Here is a 23,121-nt window from a genome sequence, read left to right as displayed (position 1 = left end):
ATGCGTCTGATCGCGCGCGAGAACGGACACCCGGGTTCGACAGAACGCCGCCCGGCGACGCTGGACCGGATTGTGGCGTCACAGTGACGCAACGGCGTCCGGGCCTTATAGCCGTAGCTGGGCTGTGGTCCGTCCTGGGCCAAATAGCCGGGCGGAACGGCCATTTGGGCGTTACCGGCCGATCTGAGGATCAAATTACTCGTTTGATGATGACCTGCCCGGCGGGCAGGGGGCTGACCTTGATGGGCACACCGCTCTGCTGGGCTTCGATGACGCGGCCTTGTCCCGCGTAGATCTGGACATGTTCGGGCACCCCTGGGGCGGAGAAGTTGGAGAAGACTAGGTCTCCCGGTCGGGCGTCGGCAAGGTCGGTCAAACGTCCGCAGTTGATCTGCTCGTAGGTGGTGCGGGGCAGGATCAGTTGGCCGTTGGTGGCTTGGGCAACGCTGTATTGGACCAGCCCCGAGCAGTCGAAGCCCCCACCGGTCGGCCCGGCGGCGTTGCCGCCGCCCCAGATGTAGGGCAGGCCCAGCGCCCGGCGGGCGGCGTTGACGATCTTCTCGCCCTCACTGGCGGGGGGGTCGTCATTGTGGTGGCTGGTCTCGGCGCTGGCGGTGGCCGGCGTGGCTGCTTGCTCGACGGCTTGCTCGAGTGGCTGAAGCAGCGCGGAAAGGGCGCTCATCGGTGTTGCGCCGCCGATCGGCATCCCACCCGCCGGAAGACTGGGGCTCATCGGCGTCCCGGCGCCGGTGATGGGGGGCCGTATCGGGTTCGCGGCTAATCCCGTTGGCGCGTTGGGAAGCGATGGTGCGCCGCGGCCGGTCTGGGGCGCGGGTGGGTCGCTGGCTGCCGGCGGGCGGCGCGGGTCGGGGGCGTCGGGCCGGTCGGGTCTGGGGTGTCGGGGACGCCGGGTGGGATCGTCGTCGGGATCGGGGGTGGCGTTGGGGTCGTCGATGGTGGGGAGCCCGAGCTGGGCGGTGCGGACGTTGGCGGCGGCTGTCCCGTATCGGGTTGCGGTGTCGTTGACCAGGGCTTGGGTTTCGGTGATGCGCTGATGGCCCGCCCGGTTGAGTGCTGATTGGCCTTCAGGGGTGTTGGCGAATGGTCCCAGCGCTGCTTTGTCGGATTCCCAGCTGGTTTGGATGGCATTGAGGGCGCGGTGTGCGGTGCGGGAGATGTCGGCAGCGGCGGTGAGTTGGTGGTCGGTGTGTGATTGTGCGGTGGTGAGCTGGCCGCGGGTGTTCCCCAATGTCTGGGTAGTGGCGGTCGCTGTGGTGGCGGCCGGGCCGGTCCAGGTGTGGGGCGTTAGCGGGCCGGTCGGCGGTGGATTCGCTGGTGCGGGCAGGGCTGGTGTGCCGGTGCCCAACAGGCTTCGTGCCTGGTGGAGGTAGTCGTCGACGAGTTGCCACATGGTTAGTAGGCCGCCGCGGGTGCGTGGGGGTTGGCTTGCTGGACCTTGGCCGCGAGGTCGATCGCGCTGGGTTGCACTTTGTGCACGTCCATGACGTAGCGGATGGAGGCGGCGATGTTGGCGATGGGGTCGTAGATGTTGTTGCTCAGGGTCGGCAGGCGGTATTTGCGGAAGTTGTCCGGAGTGAGCTGTGTCAAGCCGCGACTGGAGCCGGCGGGTGCGCCGTCTGGTTCTTTGGGGCCGCGCGCGTTGCGGTCGATCAGGTTGACGGCGTTGGCGTTGTTGCCGGATTCGCGGTGGATCAGGGTTTGGTAGCCGGTGTGCCAACGTTCGCGGGCGGCGGGATCGGTGATGCCGAGTGCGTCGAGGGCGGCGTCGATCGCGGCGTCTATCGAGCCGTTGGGGTATACGCGGGTGGCGCGGATGTCGCCGCCGGAGCCCGGCTGATCAGACGGGCTCGTGTCGACGAGGCCGGCGCCGGGGTGGCTTGCATAACTGGTGAGTCCGGTGAGGCTGCCTATTGCGCCGAGGGGTGTGGTGGCGGCCGCCGGTAGGGCGCCGGCCATCGGCATCAGCGCTGCTGGTGTGGCCAGTGGTGTCATGGCGGCCGGCATCAGCCCTGCGGCCGCGGGCGCGAGCGTGGCAGGGCCAAGGCCACCGGTGGTGGACGGGGCGCCGGCGGGCATTGCGGCAGTAGGTGGGATGGGTTGGTCGCGTGGGGCAGGGGGAGTGGCGGCTGCGGTGTCAGTTGAAGGGTCGTGGCCGTTGTGGGTTTCGTTGAGGTGCTCGGCGAGGTCGGTGGTGAGCGCGCGTAGTGCGTCGGCGGCTTGGTCGTATCTGGCGGCGGTGGCGAAGATGAGGTTCATCGCCTCGGTGATGCGTTGTTGTCCGCTGGCCAGTAGGGCGGCGTCGCGCAGCGGGCCCGGTGTTGTCGCGGCGGCGGCTTTGGTGTGGTTCCAGTCGGCGGCGATCGCGTCGAGCTGCTGTTGGGCTTCGGCGCTGATTCGGGCAGCGGTCGCTGTGATGTCGGCGCTGTTGTGGGCGGTGCTGTACAGGTGGGTGCGGGCCTTCTGTAGCGCTGCGCTGGCGGTGGCGGCGGTGGCGTTGGCGTTGCCGGTCCAGTCGGGGTGGGGCAGTGTGGCTGTGCTGGCCCCGGGCGGGGTCGCTGTGGGCGGGTCTGATTCTCCCAAGATTTGGCGCGCGGCCTGCAGATAGGCGTCGACGACCTGCTCAACCGACATGTTCGGTGGGTCGTGGGGGCAGGCCGAACCCCGGTGAGACCGCTGGAGTGTCGGTGGCTGTGTTCGGCGGGGGGCTTGCGAGGGTTGTGGCGCGGTCGTGTTCTGGCGGCGCGGCCGGCGGGGGCGGGCTGGACGTTGACGGGGTGTCGGCGGGTTCGGTGGGGCGGTAGAAGCCGTTGAAGCCGGGCATGTCGTTGATTACGCCCAGGGGCTGCAGTTTGCCGTCGGGGCCGATGAGTTGGCCGTTGCCGGCGACGATTGCGGTGTGGTCGTCGAAGACGGCGATGTCGCCGGGTTGCAGGTCGGCGGGGTCGATTTTGCGGCCGGGGTCGGCGCCGTCGGTGGGGATGTCGACGCCGGTGCCTGCGTAGGCGGTGGTGGCGACGTCGCCTTTGCCGGCGGGCTGGTTGATGGCGGTGCGCACCGCCTTGGCGGCGGCGGGATTGGGGGCGGTGACCACTTGCCCAGAGGGCAGGGTGATGTCCTTGGATTCCGGTGCCGGGGCCGGCGGCGGCGCTGGGGTGTTGCTCGGTTGCGCAGCGGTGCCCGGGGTTGCGGGTGCTGCTGGCGGCGTCGATGCGGGTTGGGTGGACGGGGCGGTGGACGGGGCGGCGGGCGGTGTCGCCTGGTCGGCGGGTGTGGTCAACTTCGGCGGCGCGAGCGGATCCTTGTCGGTCGCAGTGACCTTGGGGGGTTTCAACTCGTCTGCCGGGTGCGCTGTCACCGCCGGGCCGCCCAGCGGGGACAGTCCTGGTGCGCCGAGACCGCCCAGCCCGCCGAGTGCGGGCATGCCCATCCCGGGCATCCCCATTCCGGGCATGCCCATCCCGAGCGGCGACATGCCCATGTTGCGCAGCGCGTCAGCGATGCCGTTGGCGTTGTTGGCCTTGTCTTGCACGTTTTTGGTCAGGGCGTCGATCTGCTGTTGCATCGCCGCGAGACGACCGGATTCGGCTTCCGGGGTCGAGCCCTGTGGGGCGAGCGCGCCGCCGAGATCGGATCCGTTGCGCAGGATGCGGTCGTTGGTGCGGCGGCCGTCATCGGAATTGGCGCCTGATTGGTCGCTGGCATGGGTGGCGGCGTCGTGCAGCTCTTTGAGCTCCTGCTGCATCTTGTTGATGGTGTCGTTGAGTTTGTCGATTGCGTCCTGAGTAGGGCCGCTTCCGCCGGTCTGCGGCGCCGGCCCGGGCGGCGGGGGCGGAGCCGGCAGGTTGGGGTGCTCACCGGTGCCGAACAACTCGTGACCGCCGTGGCTGAAGCGTTTGAATTCCTCGATCAGAACACTTCCCAGGGGGCCGAGAAACAGGTTTCCGATCCACGAGGGAAAGAGCATGTCGGTGACAAACGACACGTGCGGGAGCCTTCCTTGTCGACGCCGGCATTGCGGCGGTTCTGACTCAAGACGCTATGGCGGTTAGCTGCATGTTCTCAAGAGGACTCTCAACTGGCCGCGGTCTGTTTGGAGGGTTTGCCGGTGTAGCAGACCAGGGTGCGTGTTATAACGAGGTCGATGCGCCTTGCCGGTCGTGATTGGTGATCGTGTTTGCCGGGCGCGGCCCGCGCAGTGCGAGCGTTCCGATGATCGTCGGGTCGCTGCGGCGGTGGTTCAGTGGTGTCGCGCACGACGGCGTGTGACTCGTCGAGCCGGGCATCCTCACGAGGAGCTGCGTTGCACCGTGACCTGGTTGCTGGCGTGAAGCGTCGATAGGCGCAGCCTGCTGTCTTCGTCGTCTTGCCACATGACGGTGACGACTCCGTGTTGGTCGACGTCTATACCGTCGACTTCGCCGGTGCGGCCGTCGAAGGACACGACGTCTTTGGGTTGCAGTTCGGCGGCGGACACGACCAAGTCCTCGGCGGGCCGAGCATCGGCGTCTTGGTCGAACCCCAGCCGGGAGTCGCCCTCGAAGTGGGTGATCTTGCGTACGACCAAGGTCGGGTCGAGGTCTGGTCGCTGCGAGAGCGGGAACCACGGCGCGTTCGCGATGTCGTTCCAGGTGGCGGCGCCGAGATTCGCAGGTAGTTCGGGCACGTAGCGGGGTACGAGCGTCACGGGCGGGCGCAGTTTGGCTATCACGGCCGCTTCCTCGGGGACGGTGCTGTCGGCGGGCGGGGTGAAAAAGTACTGGGTTTCGCGGGGTTCTTGGTGGATGCCGGTCGACATGCCGCGGCCTTTGATGCGGGGCACGAAGCGGCCGGTGTAGCTGTCGTCGAACAGCATTTCGGCGGCGATGCGCGAGATCGGGCCGACGGAAACCCGGTTGCCGAAGTTGTCGCGGGATTCGGTGTCGATCAGGTCGTGGTCGGGGCGCTGCATGCACATGACGAGATGGACACGCGCGGTGCGGCTTAGCCGGGCCATTTCGTTGATTTCGGTGAGGGTAGGGCATTCTTTCGGCCCGTTTTTGGGTTTGAGCCCGTTGTTCCACAGGCGCTCCAAAACGACTTTGAACTGCGCCGCCTCGTCGACGATGACCAGGTAGGGCAGGTTGTCGTCCCACTGAGTTTGATCCCATCGCGCGCGGGCGTTTCGGTCGTCTTGCAGCTTGTACATGCGGTGGATGGTGGCGATGGATTCGTACGGGTCGCTGCTGATGATGTGCACGTTGGGCCAACCGACAAAGTCGGAGAAGGAGCCACCTTTGAAGTCGACGAGGACGATCGCCCAGCCGCGCAGCGCGGCCATCATGATGAGGGTCCGCAGGTATACGGTTTTGCCTGCGCCTGTTTTTCCGCCGACAAGGGTGTGCGGGGAATCCAGCGGATCCCATTCCTGCACGCCGAGGTCTAAGTCCACTCCGTAGGCGAAACGGGTTTGGCGGTATTGGCCGACAGCTTCGGCGATTGATCGCACGGCGGGAACTGGGGTGGGGTAGATGACGCGGTCGAGTTCTGGTTTGGGCATGAAGACGACTTCTGATGCTTGCGTCTTCCACTCGACGCGCCAGTTGCCGCCGATGAGTTCGGTGAGGGTTTGCACGGCGAGGCGTTTGCGGAATTCGCCGGTCAGCTTCTTGGCGATACTGTGTTTGATCGTGAAACCGCTGGTCAGATCGCCCGTTACCGTTGCTGTGGCCTCGAAGACCTCGCGGACTTTCTTGGTCAGTTCGGCGTGGTCTTCGTCGATCTGTTCTGGCACGAAATGATCTGCGGTGAAGCGTAAGCCTGAAGGGTCGGGGCTTACCCGGTAGTGGGCGCCGCAGTGTGCGCGCAGCGTCTTGCGGATGGTGGTTGCTAAGTCGGGGCGGCGGGCCGCCGGCCCGGTGGTGTCGTCGAGATCCACGGGGTGGTGATCGATCGAGGGGTTGCTGAATGTGGGGCGTTTGGCGCGGATGGTCAATTGTTCGGGCACCGCTGACTTGGGTTGCCACCTGGTGGCCGGAATCACGAGCGGGGTTGGTTGCTGGTGTCCGAGGGGGCCGTAGAGGGCTTGGATGAGGGTGCTGCGGGTCTTGGTGCGGGTGGCGCGCAGACGGTAGCGGTCGACGGTCAAGCTGGTCGCGGCGATCGCTGCCGCGCTGGCCAGGCCGATGGCCGGGATCAGGGGTGCGTGCAGCCGCCCGTTGATGACGGCGAACGCGGTGGTGAAGGTGGCTCCGGCGGTGGCGATGGTCGCCGAGGCGACGGGGAATCGCAGCGTCCAGGTGTCGGGCTCGGTTTCGGAGGCCACTTTGGGGTGGGTGGCCCACCACAGGTGGGCTGATGCGGCGATGGTGATGGTTGTCGAGATGGCCAGCGCAAGGGTGGTATTGGTGCGCAAAGCGGCGAGGATGCCGTGGTGGTTGGTGATGTAGCGGTAGCCCAGCCAGGCGCCTGCGGCGACGAGCGCCAGTACTGCCAGCACGGCTTCTGTGGGGTCTTTGTCAGAGGTGGCGCGTGCCGATGGGGATGGGTTGGAGCTGGCTTTCATCGCGGGTCCAGACTCCATCGGCTGGCTTTGGTTGCGCGATCCCAGGTGACCACATATTCCGGTGCGCTCGGGTGGCGCAGCCGGTCGACGATTTTGGTGGGAAGTTGGTTGGCGGGGATCTGGAAGCCGACCTCGAGGGCGGTGGCCGTGTGCCGGCGGCGCAGGAGTGCGGCAGCCGTCAGGGTGGCGGTTAGCGCGGTCAGCCCCGCGAGCAGAACGGTTTTCACCTTTGCAACTTTTGGTTGTGGCCCGGGTGTTCTCAAGAGGACTTCAGGGGCGTTGAGCGGGGCCGGGGCTAGTAAGGTGGACGCAGGCTGGCTTTGTGTTGTGCTGTAGCGCAATGCGTTTCGAATCGTGACTCAGCGCCGGGTTGGTGTTGACGTCCTCCCCGCAGTGAAACTGCGAGGATTCCTCGTGCCGACTTGCTGTCTCGATGGCCGTTCATGCGGCTATCGCCGTGGGCTGGTCGGTAGTGGAGGTTTGCGCCGAGCGGCTCTGTCGCATCTTGGTTTTGGCTTTACGCCTCGCTTTGATGCGCGCCACTGACCTCCGCGAAGGCGGATGTCTGCGGCCTCGCCGCTTGCGTGCTGATGCACTACGGCTGGACTTCGGCGACTCGTCGACGTCCTGACGATGCCCCCAGCCCTGTTGGGCTGACGGCAAGTCCAGCCGATCGACCCCATCGACCCCGGTTCGGACATGCAGTCCCAGGTAGGCCGAAAACAGGTCCCGATCTTCTTTGATGCCGCACTCGCAGCGGTGCACCCGTTGCGAAAGCGGTTTCTTCTTGCGGTTCCCGCACAGGCAGGTTTGCGACAAGGCGGTCGTGCGTGGGTTGTACTCGTAGAGCTGCTGACCGCCGGCGCTTTCAGCCTTGCGGCGCACCATCTCCACCAGTGACCCGGGTGCCCGGTCGCGCACACTGCGCGGAAAGTTCTTCTGCCACGACACATAGTCGAGTCGCTCACAGGCGATATCGGCGCCGTGGCCCAACAATCGGTTGCCCAGCGCCCCATGCAGCGTCTTGCGGTGCTCGGCCAACCGGCGATGCAACTCTGCCACTTGCCTGGTGGTGCGCATCGCAGCGGCTGAACGCCGCCAACCGCAGCGGCCCGTATGCACGCCATCACGGTTGAAGCAGTCCGGTGATCCGGCGCGGTGCTGCCGGTCCAGATGCCGCTGGGTGCGGCGCAACCGCAGCGTGTCCAACCGGATGGCATCAGCCAGCGGCTCCACCCAGCCCGACCACGAACCATCACTGCGCTCGACAGCTACTGCGATCTGGCTCGGGCCGAGATCGAACGACACCCGGCCTTCACCGACCGGGTACCGCCGACTTGGCCGCCCATCACAGACCAGTTGCATGCGGTAGGTGTCGCGGCCGTTGATCACGGTGCGCACAATCCGCGTCGACCGCACCTTGCCGGCCGCAATCAACGCTTCGATCTCGGCCAGCTCGGCCTGCTGCTCACGGCCGCGCCGCCCCGATACGGCCGCAGGCGCGATCGGAACCACCAACCCCGCACCCCACTGCAACCCAACCAGCGCGCCGGCCTCATCGGTTTTCGGCCGCAACGCACCATTGCCGTCCTTGGCTGCCAACGAATGCAACCCGCGTTTCACGGATTTGAATCGCGGCTTGCCCTTCGTGCCGACGTGCCACTGGCGCACCGCATCAAACGCCCGCGCCCCCAGACTCTGGGTCTCCTGCGCCGGCAGATGTTCACGCACCCACGACTTGCGCAGCGACGACGCGAACGACTGAGCCGCATCGAGGGTGAAACCGTGTGCCTGCTCGACGGTGCGGACGGCAGTCCGCCGTATCTGACGCTCGCCGGGGCTGCGGTGCGGCAACTCGCGTGCCGCCGCCCAGGCCAGGTCGGACTTCACGGCGCGACTTCGGGCGATGAATTCGCCCAGCACCGCGTTATACACCCGCACCCCGGTGAAAAACCGGATACCGATCTCGCGGCACTGAGTTGGGAGCGGCCGCAGCGGCCACGACCGCACATGCGTCGGCGCACCTTTCGGGCGTTTACGCGCACGAGGCTTGCGCACCGGCGCTGCGGCCGGTGTCGGCGCCATGCGGTAGGACTTACCCACAGCACAACCGTAGAGGTGACCACTGACACAAACGACGTATCGCCGCAGACGGCACAGCGTGTCGCTGCTGCACGCACATTTGGTCTTCGTAACCAAGTTCCGGCGCAAACTGTTCACCGATCCGATGCTCACCTTCGCCGAAACCACCATGCGCACCGTGTGCGCCGAACTCGACGTCGAGTTGGTCGAGTTCAACGGCGAGGCCGACCACGTGCACCTGCTCGTCGCGTATCCGCCCACCCTGGCGATCTCGGCGCTGGCCCAGCGCCTCAAGGGCCGCACCGCCTACGCCGTTCGGCGCGAATTCACCGGCGCATGTGTCCGCGCCCGCATGCGTGGCCACCTGTGGTCGCCGTCCTACTTCGCCGTCTCCTGCGGCGGCGCCCCGCTGTCGATCATCAAGCAATACATCGACGGCCAAGCCCGACCTCTTTGACCGCCGGGCTACGCCCGGCGACATACGGGATGGGCTCACCCCGCCATAAATGGCGAGGCTTGCGCCCAAGAATTCGGTCANCGATCATCAAGCAATACATCGACGGCCAAGCCCGACCTCTTTGACCGCCGGGCTACGCCCGGCGACATACGGGATGGGCTCACCCCGCCATAAATGGCGAGGCTTGCGCCCAAGAATTCGGTCAAAGGGCGTGTTCGGTGAGTTGCTCGAAGAGCATCTGCACCCCGGTGGCCAGCCGGTGGGGGGCGCCTTCGGCGTAGGTGATCCAGACGCGTTGGTCTGGGCCTGTGTGTGGCCAGGCGATGATGCGGCCTTGCGGGGTGTCTAGCACGGTGACGGCGGTCTTGCCGCGTCGGGTGGTGCCGTTGTGGCGGCGGGCCGCGGTCAGTTCGGTGGCCACTTCGGGGTGGGAGGCGGTGTTGAGGATCTGTGCGTCGTGTTCGGGGATCCCGTAATCGATCAGCAGGTCGGTGATGGTTTGTGGGGGGTGGGTGGCGAGCTGGTTGACGTCGTCTGCGGAGAGTTGGACCGGTGCCGATAGCGGTGCTGGTGGTGCGGTGCCGAGCTGGGTGTCGAGGACCTTGGTGGCGGCGTCGGGCCAGTCGGCGGCGGGCACGGGTTGGGCCAGGACGAGGTCGCGGGTGCGGGCGGCGTAGACGAAACGGTTGTCGTGGCGGCCGATCGCGATCCGCAGCATGGTGTCGGGGATATTCAGCGGGGTGATCCGTACGGCGAGTGTTTCGTCGGCGCGGGCCAGGTCGCGCAGGAGGTTGGCGACTTCGGGCAGCGCGCCGGTGGGGGTGAGGATGCCGCGTTCGGTGAGGCGCTCGTGTTGCAGGGTGTTCCAGCGTGGGCCGAGTTCGGGGCTGGTTATCGGGGTGTAGAGGGCGAGCACGTCGGGCAGGGGTCCGCCGAGGTCGATGTGGTCGATGAGGTAGGCGGCCTCGTCGACGCTGATTTCGAAGCCGTAGTAGTGCTCGTCCGCGGTCATGGGTTTGTCCTTGTGGGTGTGCCGGCGCGGTTAGAGGACGCGGCGGGCCTGGGCGCCGGATGGGAGGGGGCTGATCTGCACGGGTTGGCCCTGCTGGGGCGCCTCGATGACTTGGCCGCCGCCGATGTAGAGCTGGACATGTTCGGGCACGCCGGGTGCGGAGAAGTTGGAGAAGACCAGGTCGCCGGGTTGCAGGGCGCCGAGTGGGACGGCGGTGCCGCAGCGGATTTGGTCGTAGGTGGTGCGGGGCAACATGACTCGTCCGCCGGTGGCGCGGGCGATGGCGTATTGGGTGAGGCCGCTGCAGTCGAACCCGCCGTTGGTGGGGCCGAGTGCTCCGCCGCCGCCCCAGACGTAGGGCAGGCCGAGCGCGGAGCGGGCCGCGGCGACGGCGTCGGCGCCGGCGCCGGATCCGGTGAAGCCGGACTGGTTGATGTCGCCGCCGGCGGAGAGGTATTGGGCGATGAGGTCGCGCACGAACTGGGCGTCGGTGAGTTTGTCGCGGGCGGCGGAGCTGACGACGTTGCCGGCCTGGTCAAGGGCGTGGCGCATGGCGGCCAGGACCGCGGCTTGGGCTTCGGGGGTGTCACCTTGGACGGCGGCCGACATGAGGGCGGTTTCGACGTCGTCGATGATGGCTTGCATCTTTGCGCGGTCGGCGTCGGTTTTGGCTGAGGAGAGTCCGAGGACCTCGCCGAGGCGGTGTTCGACGTCGCGCAGGGCGGCCGCGCGGCGGGCCATGGCGTCGGTGGTGGCGCGGGCCTGGTCGCTGGCTTGCCCGTTTCCGGCCAGGCCGGAGAGGGGACCGGTGAGGCTGTCGGGCCCGGTGCCGAAGCGTGAGGTGGGGGTGCCTGGGGGTGCTGTGGTGCCCAGTTGGGAAGCCAGCGCGGCGAGTTGGGGCAGGATCGCGCCGAGGAGGCCGGGTATGAGTTGGCCGGCGCCCTGCAAGGCGGCGGCCGGCACACCGAGTGCGGTGGCGAGCAGGGGGGCGGCTAGTTGGGGGCCCAGGGCGGCCAGGCTTGAGAGGTCCGGGGCGTTGGGGTGCCCGGGTGCGGCGCTCTCGGAGCGCTCAGCCGTGCTAGAAGGGTCCGGCTTGGTGGTTGGGTCGGTCTTCCCAGAGCCGTCCGGTGGGGTGGCGGGTTTGGTGGCCGGCTGGGACGCGGTGCTATTGGGCGCCGGCGGCGACGCAGTTGCACCGGAAGGAGGGGTGGCCGGGGTGGCTGTGGAGTTGGGGGTCAGTCCGCCGGGCAGCGGGGGCACCCGCAGGGGGACGGCTCCGTTGGGTGTGGGTCGCGCCGGGGCGGGGCCGCCCTTGTGGGGGTCGCCGGCGCCGTCGTCGGTGGCGGTGTCGGTGTGTTCTGTGGCCAGCTCGGTCATCGGGTGCGGTCCACGTCGATGCGGCGCACCAGCCGGTTGGGTCCGATGCGGGTCCATTCGGGATTGGGGTGGCCGGGCAGGACGGTCACCATGGTGTCGGCGTCGACGGCGATGCCCACCAGGTGCGGGCCCGCATCGGCGCTGATGTCGGTGAAGACCAGGTCGCCGGGATCGGGATCTGGTGCGGTCCAGCCGGTTTGGAGCTGCTCGGCCAATGTGGCCGGGTAGGACTTGCCGGTGGTGGAGGTGACCAGGTCGGCGACGAACCGCGCCGATGTGGGTACGGAGTTGTCCGGGTCGTCGGTGTCGTGGCGCGGGTCGGTGCCTACCGCGTGTTGGGCCGCGGCGGCCAGCTGCGGCCCGTACGGGTTGGGTCCGGGCGCGGCCGGGGGGAGGGGGGTGGTCAGCGCGGATAGGCAGGCGGCCGCTTGGGGGGCGGTCTTGGCGGCCGAGCTGGCCTGCGACGGCGCGAGGGGGGCGCTCGAGGTGGGCGTCGGCGAGGGCGACGCTGTCGAAGTGGTGGTGGCAGTGATTGCGAGGTCGGCGCCGGCGCTGCTTGGTGTGGTGGGCGTGGTGGTTGTCAGGGTGGCCGGGATGCGGGTTTGCGCGGCGGCCACCGCGTCGGTGTAGTCGGTGGCGGGCCGGCCGGTGATCTGGGCGGCCAGCGCGGCGGGGTCGGTGTCACGCCATTCGGGTGCGGTGTCCACCATTCGGTCGAGCGCGATCGCCGTCGACACTTCGGGGGTCATTAGCTCTTCGGCGCTGGCCCAGGTCAGGGGGAGGCCGAGCGCGCCGGCGCCGTCGCGGATTTCGGTGCTATGTGCGTAGCGCAGCGTTTCGGGTGCGGCAGGGTTGGCGGCGTTAGCCAGCCCTGTCGCCTCAAGTGCGATCGCTGCGGTCACGGTTGCTCCCTGTCTGCCGAATCCCAGTTTTGTGGCGGTGGTGGTGATTCTCAACAGGACCTCATCGGGGCTCAGGGGCTGCCGGGGCGGGTTTGCCACGATGGCGGCGCGGGTGCCGAGGTGTGTGGTGCAGGCCGCGTAGAAGTCGCGGGTGGATTCGCCTGGGGAGCTGATGATGATGGTCAGCAGCGGGATGGCCAGCACGATGAGCAGGGGTGCGGCTGCTGCCGGCAGCCATAACCATTTGAGGGCGCTCGACATTACGGCCTGTTGGTTGGTCTTAGTATCCGGCGGGACAAGGCATCGTCGGATGCGGCGGTGGTGATGGTGGGGTTGTCGTTGCGGGCGACGGCCAGGATCGCCGGGTGCAACTGCACACGCGCCAAGGGCTGCTCGGCGTGGTGGGTTTGGCCTCGCGCGTTGGGTGCGGCGATGTGGCGCTCAAGCCCTCCTGCGGGATTGGAGGTTGAGGTGGCTGGCTGAGGTGAGCTGCTGGCTGAGGATGCTTGCTGTTGGGTGGCTGACGTTGTGGTTGTCACGTCGACGCCGCCGCCGTTGGCCAGCAGCCACAGGTAGCGGCCCTGCTGCGGCCCGAACGTGGATTTCAGCAGCTCCTGGTCGGCGCGGGCCATCTGTGCGACGGTGGTGATGCCAAGGTCGGCAAGTCGGCTTGAGGTGACCGGTCCGATCCCGGTCAGGGCGTCGACCGATTGGTCGCCCATCAGGTTCAGCCAGCTATCCGATGCTGCCGGACTAGGGGGTTGCGGCGCAGACACCTCAGCTCGGCCGGGCTGTCCGGTGCGGTGCGGGGCGCTCGAGGTGTCTGTTGCGGTGGCCGGGGGTGTCGTTTGATCGCGGTTGGCGGCTGGCGGTGCGGTGTTGGGTTGTTGGTTGGTGGGCGTGGTTGTGGTGAGGCCGGCGCGGCGGGAGTTCTTGAGATTGTGGGCGTGCACGCGTGATTGCAGGGTGTCGGCGGCTTGCAGGAACGGGGCGGCTTCGGGGAAGGCTGCGCTAAGACCGACTTTGGCGGCGGTTTTGGCGGTGTGGGCGGTCAGGCGGGTCAGGCGCTGAGCGGTGTTGGGGATCGCCGTGAGCGGGTCGAGGCGGTCCAGTACGCCGGCGATGTTGGATGTCGCCGTGTTGGTGGTGCGGCCGGTGAATGCTTGCACTGCCCGGACTGCGCGGTCGCGTCCGGCGACTAGGCGGCGGCGGATCTTCCACAGCGCGACCACCATCGCGATCAGCAGCATGGTGACGATGGGCATTGCGACGAGGATGGCGTCGCCGCCTGGGTTCGCAGTTGCGTGCACCCGCTGGGCCTGAGCAAACATTGCCCCGGTGAGGTTGCCGGTGATGCCTTTGATGGCGGTGAAGGCGATCATGCCGAAAAACGAGAACACGCCGTCGAGGCTGGCCTTGAGCGCCAGGTCCTGGTTGTCGCCGGGAATCCAGCCGGTGACCAGGGCGATGATGGCGACGATGAACCAGAACAGCGTTGAAAGTGCCAGGATCACCACGAGCAGCGACAAGACGCCGAAGACCACCCACACGGTCACCGCAAAGATGAGTGCGAAGACGACGAGCAGTTTGCGGCTGGTGGGGTCTGCCATCGCGTAGTCATGCAGTCTCTTGCCGTCGGGGCATGTGGCGACGGCGTCTTTGACCTTGTCGATGTCGCCGGCCTCGATGGCATTGGACCATGTGGGGCCGCAGTTGTAGGGCGGCGCGTCGATGTCGGCGCCGAAGTTCATCTCTTGGGTGGGGATTCGGATGAAGTTGTCGGCCAGCGACGCGGACTGGGCGTCGACGGCGGCTTGCCCGGTGGCGGGTTTTCCGGACAGTTCGGCGGCGGCCTCGATGCCGATGTCGCGGCCGGTTGTCAGCAGCCCGGACGGGCCGATCAGGGCATCGAGTGGTTTTGCGCCCAGCGCGACGCTGAGGTAGGCGAGCAGGACGGCGGTGACGATCATCGCGACGCCGCGGCTGAATCGGCCGATCGCGATGGTGACGCCGATCGCGGCGGCGGCGATGGTGCCGACCGTGAGCACTACTGCCGGGCTGTGCACCATGGCGGTGAGTTGTTGGCCGAGGAAATCGAATGGAGCGCCGATGATTTCAAGCCAGCCGAAGCTGTCGACGTTTCTGCCCATCCATAGCGGCACGCTGATGATCGCCAGGTACAGGCTGTAGGCCCAATGCATGGCCAGCGCTGGTGGTGCGGCGGTGGGATCGGTCAGGCTGCCGTTGTTTAGCGAGAGGCCGTATTTTTCGATCGGTACTCCGTCGCTGTCGGCGACCCCAAGCCAAAGCGCCGCCGCGGCGCCTGTGCCGCTGGCCCAGGCCGGCGCGGCCCGAGCGACGCTGTAGACAAGCGGGGTGAGCAGCAGCAGGGTGCGGCGGGCGAGGCGCTGGCACGCGGCATAGGCGTTGGTCATGGCGCGGTGGGGGTAGTGCTGACCGCGGTGGCTCGCTCGACGCGGGCGGGCAGTTGGATCTTGATGGGGTTGAGCCGGCCGCGGATGTCTTTCATCAAGCATTCGCCACGTCTTTCCGGCGGTGTTTCGCCGTCGACGCCGGTTCCAGGGCTCGTGTCGGTCATCAGCTGTTTGACCAAGTTGCGATCTCGGGCGGCGTCTTTGTTGGCCATCCGAAGCTCCTCGGTGGCCAGCCCCTCGTCGACTTGGCGGAACAGAAATAGGGTCGGGATGAGCCCGGTGAATCGGCCGAAATGCGCGGGGTCCTGGGAGGCCAATCCGATCGCGCAGTCGTGTTTGCGGCCGTCAACCACGAAATCTTCGATGATGGCGTTCCCAATGGGTGAGCGGGTGAGGTGACGGGCCTCATCGAGGTTGAACAGGCCGAACCGGCTGGGTTGGCCCGGTTCGGTGAAGAGAACCTGCCGGGCGATCGTGGCGAACAGGTTGTAGATGACATCGCCGAACAGTTTCGTGGGATCGTCTGCAGCGTCTTCGTTTTCGCCGGGCAGGGCCAGCTTGTTGGTGCGCAGCACGATGAGCGGGGCATCGAGCGGAAGCGGTGGCAGGTCGTTGGAGAACAGGACGCGAGCGTAGGTGCGCTGTGACCAGAACCGCAGCTGTGAGGCGACTTTGGCGATGACGGTCGGGTCGGCGTCGGCGATGGGGCCGCTGGCTTGATCGGGGTGGCGGGCCAAGTGGGCGGTGTGGGTGACCAGTTCCGGCAGGCCCTTGATTTTGTGGCGGGCACGGTAGTTCGGTTCGATCAGGTCGGAGAGGAGGTTGGATTCTGGGCTGCCGGCCTTGATCTGGAAAAGCCGCATCAGCACTGGGAGGATCCGTTCGGCGACGTCGGCGCCGGGGATGACTCGCAGCAGGTCCAGTGTGTATTGGGGGTTGGTGGGGTCGATGACCACCGATCCGCGCACCGAGGCGGCGACGGGCACGTATTCACCCATACGGGAGCGGTCGATGGCAAACGCCTGGCCGGCCAAGTCGACGACGACCCAGCCAAGGATCTTCAAAAGGACGGACTTTCCGGAACCTAGGTCCCCAACGAGCGCGTAGCTGGCCGACTTGTTCTTCTCGGTGACGCCCAGTAAGTCGAAGTGCACTGGCTCGTTGAACCCCGACATCCTGTTGTAGCCGATGATGGGTCCCGAGTCGTCGCCGATCTTGGCGGCCGTGATCGGCATGAATTTGGCGAAGATGTCGGTGGCGGTGAAGTGCGTGTAGTCAGCGGTGACCCGTTGTAGCGGGTAGCCGGGCTGGCAGGCGGCCCAGGCCTCTTCCTGCGCGCCGTAGGGGGCGACGAGTTTGATCGGGATGTCTTTGAAGGCGCGTTGGACGTCGCGGACGCGGTCGGTCAGTTCGTCGTAGCTGGGGGCGCTGACGGCGATGATCGGGCAGAAGAAGATCTCGGTTTCTGCGGGGTTGGCCTCGAGGTGGCTGTTGTAGGCGGTGAGAAGCTGGCCGCGGGAGACCAGGAAGTTTTGGGCGTAGCTGATTTCGGCGGAGCGTTCGTCCATTTGTTCGGAGAGTTGGCGCAGTGCGCGTGTATTGGCGGCCAGCGCGTCGGTGCGGTTGCGGACACGGGTGTGCACGGTGTAGTCCACGCCGGCGCCGTCGAAGTGGTTGAGCAGGGCGAAGATTTGGTCGGCGACTCCGGGCCAGGCCAGCCCGGTGGGGAAATCGTCGACGACCAGGAATGTTTGGTAGCTGGCGGGGATGTCGCTGTCGGTGAATGACACCTTGATGGCCCGCGAGAGCCGAGGGTCGATTTCGCCGTCGAGGCGAAATCCCCTGTGGCGGCGCACATCCCGCCGATTGGGGAGTTGGTGGGGGAAGGGGCGGGGAGCTGAGGGGTCTGGGTCGGCGCCGTCGAGGCTGTACTCGTAGGCGTTGTAGTCGATTCCCCGGGTGTGGCAGCGTTCCCAGAGCCAGTGCATCTGGCGTTCGTTGACGCGCTGGGGTCGGAAGGCCCCAGGAATCTTGCGTTCGGTCTCAAATGCGCGGGCGTGGAAGGTTTCGAGGTCTTTGTCGGTTGGCTGGTAGCCGTTGGGTAGCTCTCCGGTGCGTGCCGGGCCGCACAGCGGCACGGACAGCCAATGGATGCGTTCAGCCGGCGGGGGATCTTGGAGCTCGATTTCATTGAGCCGTGCCGACGCCTCAATGGTGTAATCCGGGAATCGGGTCAGATAATCGCTGGCCGGTGTGCCGGCGGACGTGGGGGTGGCGCGGCGGGCGGCGCGGCGGGCCGCCGAGAGCATCTTGTCGGCGATCACGTTGATGCTGAGCGGGGCCACCACACTGGTCAAGATCGTGGTGCCAAGGTCGGTGAAGAGGTGACGGTGTTCATTGGCGACCCGGGTTTTTTCGGCGCGGTCTTCGTAGCCGTTGGGGCGGGCCGCCAGCAGCCACTCGGCGTAGACCACGCCGGAGCGGGTCCAGCGCAAGTTTTCGGTGACGGCCAGGGTTGGCTGCTGCAGGGACACCATCAGTGCAGGAATTCCAGGTCGAGCACGTGGTGGTCCTTTCCGGTGGCGGCCGGGGCGGTGTGCTCGTGGGTGCGGCGTGTGCCGGTGCTCAGCGGGGCGCGATAGAGCCGGGGCCGGATCAGCCAGATCAGTCGTGAGCTGGTGCGGGCCATGGAGAACCCGATGCGCCGGGAGGCGATCACGCCGAGGATGGTGGCAGCGGCCGCGATGAACAGGGTGGGCAGCATCGGCGGGTGAAACGCTTTGAAGACGATGAGCACGGTGGTGGCCGCGGTGACGATGACGCCGCACTGAATGCGGGTGAACGGCCCGAACGGGATGTCTTGTCCGTTGGGGAACTTGCCGATCATCTTGGGGAACTTGCGGGCAAGCGTGTAGACGACGACGTAGATGCTCGGATCGTTGGACGCCATGGGCCGGGCTGGTCGGGGCGTGCGGGATTAGTAGCGGGAGTTGACGCCGGTAAACGAGGGGGCGTCGCTGGCTGCACCTTTGAGCAAGTCCGGCAGCTGGACGATGACGATCACCGCGACGATCGCGCCGGCGACGACGATCAACACCGGGGTAAGCGAGCCCTTGGACTTCACATACACCAGCACGCACAGCCCCAGGGCGGCCAGGCAGACGACGGCGATGGCGGTCCACCGTCCTTGGCTCACGATGTTCATGAGCACTTGGTTGATGAAATTCACGGGTGATTTCCTTTCCGGGGTTCAAGTCAGGTCGTAAATCGTGGCGGTTTTTACCTGACTTTGGGTGGGCTAGTTGTGGTGGGCGTGGCTTGGGTGGGTGTGGCTTTCGTGATGTGGCCGGACAGTTTCGGGGCGAGGTCGATATCGGAGATGAACCATTTGTTGCTTTGACGCGTCAACGTCAGGGGGTAGGTCAGAGTTTGTTCGGTGCGGTCGTCTGCTTTTCCTTTTGCGGTGACGAGGATTCTGGTTGTGGTTCCGTTGCTGGCGTTGGCAGGGATATCTGTCGCGGCGAAAATTGATTGCACCGAAATCGTGGTGAAAGGCGCGTGTTCGAACGGTTTGATTGACGGTGAGGTGCTGTAGCGGCTGATATCGCCGCTGGCGGGATGGTCTCGTGTGGCGGTGAGCCAGGTGGTTAGAAAATCTGCGATGGTTTGATATGCGTCGCCGCCTGGAGTTATTTGCGCGGGGTAGGCCAGGCGGATGTCGTAGCCGAGGTCTGGGCCGTTGATGATGGCCGGGGCACTGGTGGCTCTTGGGGCGCCGAGGATGACGGCGACGGGCACTTGGTAGAAGCGCAGTTCGGGTGCTTTGGCGACGGGTTTGACGAAGGCTCCCACGACGACGGACCAGTAGTCGACGTTGTTGAAGCCGCTGGGTTGCGGGGTTGCTGACCAGGGCGCGGTCTTGATGACGGTGACCGGTAAGGCCGACGCCGTGATGTCGGCGCCGGTGAACGCCGCCAAGGCTGCGGGATTGTTGGTGTTGCCGGCCAAGAAGACGTTGACGTAGGCGTCGGCGAAGCCTTCGACGGCGGTGCTGCGGTTGATGGTGGCATCGAGTTGGGTGGGCGTGACCGCGGCCTGCGGGGAACAGCTGGTGGCGGCAGCGTTCATTCCGCCGTAGGCGCCCAGCGCCAGGCATGCCAGGACGGTTGCGCGTGACACGGTGCGGCGGTCAGGTCGGTAGCGGGTCCAGGCGGCGCGGGCCCGGGCGCGGGGGCTGGGGCGAAAACTCACAGATCACACGATGACGACGGTGGGGACGTTTTTCCAGAGGACCCGAAGCGCGGCGAGCGGGCGGCCGAGCTGCTCAAGGTGGGTCAAGATGCGGACCCGGGACGCGCCGGCACACCGAGGCCAACGGCGGACAAGCCGAGAAGCGGCGGCGGGTTAAGGGGGCCGGAGAGGGTTAGCTGGTCTTGACACCGTGTGCTATGCTCAGCGGCTGAGCTTGTATTACAAGCGATAAGGTCGCTGAGATGCTCACAGCGAGGGTTTGCCGGATAGCTTGCTAGCTTTCTGAATCGCCATCTTGGCCAGCTTGTTGGGTCGCAAGCGGGCTAGATTGCGGGTGTGCTGGCATGGCAGCGTTGCTGGCGGGCTAGCTGACCAGCATGGATAACTGCTACCAGACCAGCGCGGCTAGCGAATTACCTAGTTAGCTACCGGCGCTGGGTAAGGGTGTCCCGAATGGCTTACCGAGCCCATCGAAAAGCGGGTCACAGCCAGGGTGTGTCGTGGGCGCGCAGGTGCGGGATGTCGACTGTTGGTGCCGGGCAGGCTGCGGCGACCTGCGCAACTAACAGGGCGGATAGCCGGGTGGTGTGCTACCACCGGCGTTGGGGCCGCGTTTAGCGGGCTGGGTGGCCGATGATCTCGATGCGGCTGACCCCGAAGGCCGAGAAGTCGTCGCCGCCGGCGCCGCCGGCCGCTGCTGTGGGCATGCTGTTGGGATTGGCGGGTTGGGTGGTTTTTACGATGGTCAACCACACATGCGAGGCGACCAGCCGGCAGTCGGCGTTCGGCTTTGAGGCACAGCTGGCCGGTGCCACTGGCTGCGTCAGCAGTTCGCGGCGATCCCCGGTGACCTGGGGAACTTTGGTGTGCTCGGGGTCGTCAAACGACCACAAGCCTCGGCTCACTGTGCGGTAGCGCAGCCACTGGTCTTGGCCGTCGAGTTCCCTGTCAACCCCTGGCAGGATCCGCACCGCGGTGATGACGTAGGGGCCGTCGAGGGTCAACTCGAGGATCTGTCCGTCGATCTGCCAGGCACGCACGCAGATCCATGGTTGGTCGCTACCGGGCCGCACCGCGTTCATCGGGTCGGAGCTGGGGGCTGGGCAGTGGGCCTTGGCCGCCTTGATTGGGATCGCTGCCTCGGCTGGGGCCGGGGCTGTCTCGGCGGGCTTGGCGTCGCTGGTGGGGGCGCCCAGTTGGGCGGTTGGCTGCGGTGCGGGTTGGGTTGTCGAGGTTGCCCAGACCCCTAGGGCGGCGACACCGATAATGGCTGCGGCGGCGGCTCCCAGTATTTTCGGATTTTTCCAATTCTGGCCATCTTTGAGCCAGTCTTTGGCTGCGCCGAATTTGTCGGCTATTGCATTGGGTCGGCGGGCGATGTCATCGAACGACATTGCCGCGCTTGGCGCCCGCGCTGGCCCCTCGGCAGGATTCGTCTCGGCGGCGCTGTCGTCCGGGTCGTCGCGGTCGGCGTCATCGTCGGAATTCAGGTCGGGCGGCGGTGGTTCGGGTGGGGAATCGCGGTGGCCGCGGTCGGCGCTATCGGATTCGAGCGCGCCCGGTGAATCCTCGGTGTGGTCGATAAGTGCGCGGACCTTGTTAATCGCGACTTCGCGGTCATCGGGCGCGGCGGTATCGATTTCCTCGGCGCCGTGCGCGGCAAGGCTGCCGTCAATGTCGCAGGCGTCGACTGCCGGAACATATTCAGCGTCTCGGTTGGGCCACTGCTGTAATTCCGGGTCGGCAAGGATGGTCTGCAGCACATCGCTCATAGATATCGATGCTGGCAGCCGGCACCACGGTTCTCCAGAGCCGCCGCCGGTCCGACGCCTGGTGAGGCCGGGGCGCCCGTTGGGGTTCGCTGGGACAGGCTCCCTGGTGGTCTTGCTCGGCGTTTCACGGCGGCTATAGCCTTCTAGGCATGGGTTTACGGGTTAACACAGACGACCTGATCCGCTTCGCCGAGGCGCATGAACAGGTGGCCGGCGAGGTCCAGGCCGCCTGCCAGCCCGACCCGGCACTGATCGAAGCGATGACATCCGGCTACGGTCCGGTCGGTGCAGAATTCACCGCCGCCGTCGCCGAATTCCAGAGCGCCTTTTTCGAATCGGGCAGCCAACTATCTCGGCGTTATCAGAGCCACGCCGAGCACATTCGTCAGGCGTCCGGTCGCTATGTGGCAGGCGACGACGACGGCCGCGCGGGTGTCGACAACTCGACGGCCATCTGAAAGCCCCGTTGTGACACCGTGTCCCGGCATGGCCAGCACGGGTGGGTCTCGCTGTGTCCAGACCGGCTGGCGTGGGCTGTCGCCGGCTGGGCAGACTCTTTGGCTGCAGATCCCGACCGGGCGCCGCGATGGCCGATAACACCTCCGACTTCTTCTCCGCCAAGGCGTTCCATCGGGCGTGTGACCGCTCAGGGATGACCAAGAAGGCCATCGCCGCCGCGTTAGGCGTCACCCCGACGACGTTAAGCAGCCTCTACAGCGGGCGCTCCACACCCTCGATGAAGCTGCTGCACAAGATGGTTGAGTTCTTCGGCGGCGAACTCGTTGATTTCCTGGAGTTGCCGTCGCGGCAGCGCTGGGAACTCAAGCACTACCGCATCGCGGCCGGGCTGACCCAGGCCGCGCTGGCCAAGCGACTGGAAGTGGCGCCGTCGGCGGTGTCGGGCTGGGAGCTAGGTAAATATGCGCCGGGGCGGACCCTCATCCCGAAGTTGGCCGAGCTGTACGGGGTTTCACAAGCCGATATCGAGGCCGCTATCCACGTGTCAGCGCCGTTGGCTTCGGCGGATGCGACCTTGCAGCTGGCCGAGACGGTGCTGGGTTTCGCCGAGAGCGCGGTCGGCCTGGCGGGGCGCCAGGGGATGCCCGAGCCGGAGCGGCAGGTGATGTTCGCCGAGATCCGCAGCCGCGTCGAACAAGCCCTATCACTGTTGGCTCCTTTGATTCCGCAGCTGCCCGAGGATTCTCGCTCCCGCGCTGTCTCCCTGGTCAGACGCTTATCCGAGGTCCACGAGGCGGTAACTTCAAAATAGTTGTTGCCAACCTGTTTAGCGCTTTGATACCTTCATCTCGTCAGGCCACCCTGAAGACGAAGGGAGCCACCTCGAGAACAAGCACAAGACCCCGCCGCACGCGGCCACGCTGACACGCGGTTAATCACCGCATTTCATACGCAAAATTTGCCGACCTCATCCGGTCACGCAAATAGTTTCATTTTCGCGGTTCATTTCTGCGATTCACCTCCATTCATGGCAATTCGTTCGAGGAGACACTTGTGCCCATTTCGCCCCCGGCGGGCCCCGAGATCACGACCTTGAGCGCCGCCATTAACCCCTCTGACCTGCGGCAGGGTGATATCGCCGTGTTCGGCGACCACACCGCGATCATTTCCGGCAACGGCCAACTGATCGGCCCCGCCGCCACATTGCAGCCACCGGACGAGATCAACGACGTGCCCGGATCGAACGGTTGCTATCGGCCCTTCGCCAGCCCCGCCACCCGACCGAACCGCCGACAGGAGAACCGGCCATGCACAAGGTGACCAAGCACGTCATGCCCCCAGAGGAAGCCCGCGCGACCACGCCATGCAAGGCCGATCCCGAACGGTGGTTCCCCGATGAGCAAAAACCCGACCCCTACGCGGTGGCGGCCTGCTGGTCATGTCACTTCCAGCGCGGCTGCGCACGACGCGCACTGGCTCAACCCCTGCCCGAGTTCGGCATCTGGGGCGGATACCGGCTTGCGCCCGGCCCGGGCCTGAACCGCACCCGCGCGCAGTTGGCCATCGTCGCCGGTCTGGCCATGGGGCCACCCGCTTCACCCGGCAAGGAAGTCGCGGCCGCGCTCGAAGACCTCGCCGCCAAGCCCACCGATCCAGTCCCCGCTGCCGGCGAGCGCACGCCGGCGCGGCGCGCCGCGGCCCGCAACCCCCTACTCCGGCAGCCCTGCGCAGCAACGCTTCTCGCCCCGGCTGCCAACGCCGGATAGGCGGGGCCGCAGCATGGCCATCTCTACGGCGACGCTCGCACCTCCC

21 protein-coding genes are annotated in these 23,121 nt (G+C 66.6%); 6 read left to right on the top strand and 15 right to left on the bottom strand.

From position 1 onward, the window contains the following. Positions 1-190: 190 nt before the first annotated feature. The 4 genes from H7I87_RS00220 to H7I87_RS00205 all read right to left on the bottom strand — a co-directional run bounded on the left by H7I87_RS00220 (position 191) and on the right by H7I87_RS00205 (position 6,145). Entirely contained in the window at positions 191-1,411 is a 1,221-nt protein-coding gene (locus tag H7I87_RS00220; protein ID WP_045374717.1) for a C40 family peptidase, read from the bottom strand. 2 nt (positions 1,412-1,413) lie between these two features. Further along, positions 1,414-2,652, bottom strand: a complete 1,239-nt coding sequence (locus H7I87_RS00215) for a transglycosylase SLT domain-containing protein (protein WP_063966946.1) — start codon at positions 2,650-2,652, stop codon at positions 1,414-1,416. Continuing rightward, positions 2,642-4,003, bottom strand: a complete 1,362-nt coding sequence (locus tag H7I87_RS00210) for an NlpC/P60 family protein (RefSeq protein ID WP_053094024.1) — start codon at positions 4,001-4,003, stop codon at positions 2,642-2,644. The genes H7I87_RS00215 and H7I87_RS00210 overlap by 11 nt, the downstream gene beginning before the upstream one ends. A 303-nt stretch (positions 4,004-4,306) precedes the next feature. Further along, complete coding sequence (locus H7I87_RS00205; RefSeq protein WP_244179183.1) at positions 4,307-6,145, bottom strand: FtsK/SpoIIIE domain-containing protein; 1,839 nt, start codon at positions 6,143-6,145, stop codon at positions 4,307-4,309. A gap of 73 nt (positions 6,146-6,218) precedes the next feature. On the opposite strand from H7I87_RS00205, the gene H7I87_RS00200 reads away from it, so the two are divergent. Further along, positions 6,219-6,446 carry a hypothetical protein gene (locus tag H7I87_RS00200; RefSeq protein WP_244179182.1) on the top strand — a complete coding sequence of 76 codons (228 nt, stop codon included), beginning with the start codon at positions 6,219-6,221 and terminating at the stop codon, positions 6,444-6,446. A gap of 112 nt (positions 6,447-6,558) precedes the next feature. On the opposite strand, the gene H7I87_RS00195 is transcribed toward H7I87_RS00200, so the two are convergent. Beyond that, on the bottom strand, positions 6,559-6,789 hold the full coding sequence (locus H7I87_RS00195) for a hypothetical protein (protein ID WP_112650111.1): 231 nt from the start codon (positions 6,787-6,789) through the stop codon (positions 6,559-6,561). A 214-nt stretch (positions 6,790-7,003) separates the two neighbouring features. Continuing rightward, entirely contained in the window at positions 7,004-8,665 is a 1,662-nt protein-coding gene (locus H7I87_RS00190; protein ID WP_231113726.1) for a zinc ribbon domain-containing protein, read from the bottom strand. 22 nt (positions 8,666-8,687) lie between these two features. Between H7I87_RS00190 and tnpA the strand changes: the two genes are divergently transcribed. After that, positions 8,688-9,101, top strand: a complete 414-nt coding sequence (gene tnpA, locus H7I87_RS00185) for an IS200/IS605 family transposase (RefSeq protein ID WP_063966986.1) — start codon at positions 8,688-8,690, stop codon at positions 9,099-9,101. Positions 9,102-9,303: 202 nt separating this feature from the next. Here tnpA and H7I87_RS00180 read toward each other — a convergent pair whose 3' ends face one another. The 9 genes from H7I87_RS00180 to H7I87_RS00140 form a co-directional block, all read right to left on the bottom strand. Beyond that, positions 9,304-10,113, bottom strand: a complete 810-nt coding sequence (locus H7I87_RS00180) for an ESX secretion-associated protein EspG (RefSeq protein WP_045385095.1) — start codon at positions 10,111-10,113, stop codon at positions 9,304-9,306. 30 nt (positions 10,114-10,143) lie between these two features. Beyond that, positions 10,144-11,490 carry a C40 family peptidase gene (locus H7I87_RS00175; protein WP_052425703.1) on the bottom strand — a complete coding sequence of 449 codons (1,347 nt, stop codon included), beginning with the start codon at positions 11,488-11,490 and terminating at the stop codon, positions 10,144-10,146. Then, on the bottom strand, positions 11,487-12,653 hold the full coding sequence (locus H7I87_RS00170; protein ID WP_045385092.1) for a hypothetical protein: 1,167 nt from the start codon (positions 12,651-12,653) through the stop codon (positions 11,487-11,489). Before H7I87_RS00170 ends, H7I87_RS00175 begins: the two co-directional genes overlap by 4 nt. Next, positions 12,653-14,827: a DNA polymerase thumb domain-containing protein gene (locus tag H7I87_RS00165; RefSeq protein WP_048892243.1), complete on the bottom strand. Its 2,175-nt coding sequence runs from the start codon at positions 14,825-14,827 to the stop codon at positions 12,653-12,655. The genes H7I87_RS00170 and H7I87_RS00165 overlap by 1 nt, the downstream gene beginning before the upstream one ends. Beyond that, complete coding sequence (locus tag H7I87_RS00160; protein ID WP_236724303.1) at positions 14,824-17,364, bottom strand: ATP-binding protein; 2,541 nt, start codon at positions 17,362-17,364, stop codon at positions 14,824-14,826. The genes H7I87_RS00165 and H7I87_RS00160 overlap by 4 nt, the downstream gene beginning before the upstream one ends. After that, positions 17,364-17,777: a hypothetical protein gene (locus H7I87_RS00155; RefSeq protein WP_045377901.1), complete on the bottom strand. Its 414-nt coding sequence runs from the start codon at positions 17,775-17,777 to the stop codon at positions 17,364-17,366. The genes H7I87_RS00160 and H7I87_RS00155 overlap by 1 nt, the downstream gene beginning before the upstream one ends. A gap of 27 nt (positions 17,778-17,804) precedes the next feature. Next, on the bottom strand, positions 17,805-18,056 hold the full coding sequence (locus H7I87_RS00150) for a hypothetical protein (RefSeq protein WP_045377898.1): 252 nt from the start codon (positions 18,054-18,056) through the stop codon (positions 17,805-17,807). Positions 18,057-18,106: 50 nt separating this feature from the next. Then, positions 18,107-19,006: a conjugal transfer protein gene (locus tag H7I87_RS00145; RefSeq protein WP_045377895.1), complete on the bottom strand. Its 900-nt coding sequence runs from the start codon at positions 19,004-19,006 to the stop codon at positions 18,107-18,109. Between the two features lie 686 nt (positions 19,007-19,692). After that, on the bottom strand, positions 19,693-20,850 hold the full coding sequence (locus H7I87_RS00140) for a hypothetical protein (RefSeq protein ID WP_048892242.1): 1,158 nt from the start codon (positions 20,848-20,850) through the stop codon (positions 19,693-19,695). A 149-nt stretch (positions 20,851-20,999) separates the two neighbouring features. Here H7I87_RS00140 and H7I87_RS00135 point away from each other — a divergent pair, with 149 nt between their 5' ends. The 4 genes from H7I87_RS00135 (at position 21,000) to H7I87_RS00120 (ending at position 23,075) form a co-directional block, all read left to right on the top strand. Further along, positions 21,000-21,308 (top strand): type VII secretion target, encoded by a 309-nt coding sequence (locus H7I87_RS00135; protein ID WP_045377892.1) that lies wholly within the window; start codon positions 21,000-21,002, stop codon positions 21,306-21,308. Between the two features lie 128 nt (positions 21,309-21,436). Further along, positions 21,437-22,120 carry a helix-turn-helix transcriptional regulator gene (locus tag H7I87_RS00130; protein WP_045377889.1) on the top strand — a complete coding sequence of 228 codons (684 nt, stop codon included), beginning with the start codon at positions 21,437-21,439 and terminating at the stop codon, positions 22,118-22,120. A 242-nt stretch (positions 22,121-22,362) separates the two neighbouring features. Further along, positions 22,363-22,629, top strand: coding sequence for a hypothetical protein (locus H7I87_RS00125; protein WP_045377886.1), 267 nt, complete (start codon positions 22,363-22,365; stop codon positions 22,627-22,629). Then, the gene (locus tag H7I87_RS00120) at positions 22,617-23,075 is read left to right on the top strand and encodes a WhiB family transcriptional regulator (protein ID WP_081264564.1); all 459 of its coding nucleotides are present in this window, start codon (positions 22,617-22,619) and stop codon (positions 23,073-23,075) included. Before H7I87_RS00125 ends, H7I87_RS00120 begins: the two co-directional genes overlap by 13 nt. Positions 23,076-23,121 lie beyond the last annotated feature (46 nt).

It is taken from the genome of Mycobacterium timonense (genome assembly GCF_025821985.1).
GTDB classification, from domain to species: Bacteria; Actinomycetota; Actinomycetes; order Mycobacteriales; family Mycobacteriaceae; genus Mycobacterium; species Mycobacterium avium.
The sequence above is the reverse complement of the archived record's forward strand: the minus strand, read 5'-3'. Positions and strand labels throughout refer to the sequence as shown.

What these genes read in the sequence shown, in the direction of transcription:
- H7I87_RS00220 (WP_045374717.1), bottom strand. Translation starts at nt 1,411, where the DNA reads ATGTGGCAACTCGTCGACGACTACCTCCACCAGGCACGAAGCCTGTTG.
- H7I87_RS00130 (WP_045377889.1), top strand. Translation starts at nt 21,437, where the DNA reads ATGGCCGATAACACCTCCGACTTCTTCTCCGCCAAGGCGTTCCATCGG.
- H7I87_RS00120 (WP_081264564.1), top strand. Translation starts at nt 22,617, where the DNA reads ATGCACAAGGTGACCAAGCACGTCATGCCCCCAGAGGAAGCCCGCGCG.
- H7I87_RS00165 (WP_048892243.1), bottom strand. Translation starts at nt 14,827, where the DNA reads ATGACCAACGCCTATGCCGCGTGCCAGCGCCTCGCCCGCCGCACCCTG.
- H7I87_RS00155 (WP_045377901.1), bottom strand. Translation starts at nt 17,777, where the DNA reads ATGGCGTCCAACGATCCGAGCATCTACGTCGTCGTCTACACGCTTGCC.
- H7I87_RS00180 (WP_045385095.1), bottom strand. Translation starts at nt 10,113, where the DNA reads ATGACCGCGGACGAGCACTACTACGGCTTCGAAATCAGCGTCGACGAG.
- H7I87_RS00140 (WP_048892242.1), bottom strand. Translation starts at nt 20,850, where the DNA reads ATGAGCGATGTGCTGCAGACCATCCTTGCCGACCCGGAATTACAGCAG.
- H7I87_RS00215 (WP_063966946.1), bottom strand. Translation starts at nt 2,652, where the DNA reads ATGTCGGTTGAGCAGGTCGTCGACGCCTATCTGCAGGCCGCGCGCCAA.
- H7I87_RS00135 (WP_045377892.1), top strand. Translation starts at nt 21,000, where the DNA reads ATGGGTTTACGGGTTAACACAGACGACCTGATCCGCTTCGCCGAGGCG.
- H7I87_RS00200 (WP_244179182.1), top strand. Translation starts at nt 6,219, where the DNA reads ATGACGGCGAACGCGGTGGTGAAGGTGGCTCCGGCGGTGGCGATGGTC.
- H7I87_RS00175 (WP_052425703.1), bottom strand. Translation starts at nt 11,490, where the DNA reads ATGACCGAGCTGGCCACAGAACACACCGACACCGCCACCGACGACGGC.
- H7I87_RS00160 (WP_236724303.1), bottom strand. Translation starts at nt 17,364, where the DNA reads ATGGTGTCCCTGCAGCAGCCAACCCTGGCCGTCACCGAAAACTTGCGC.
- H7I87_RS00170 (WP_045385092.1), bottom strand. Translation starts at nt 12,653, where the DNA reads ATGTCGAGCGCCCTCAAATGGTTATGGCTGCCGGCAGCAGCCGCACCC.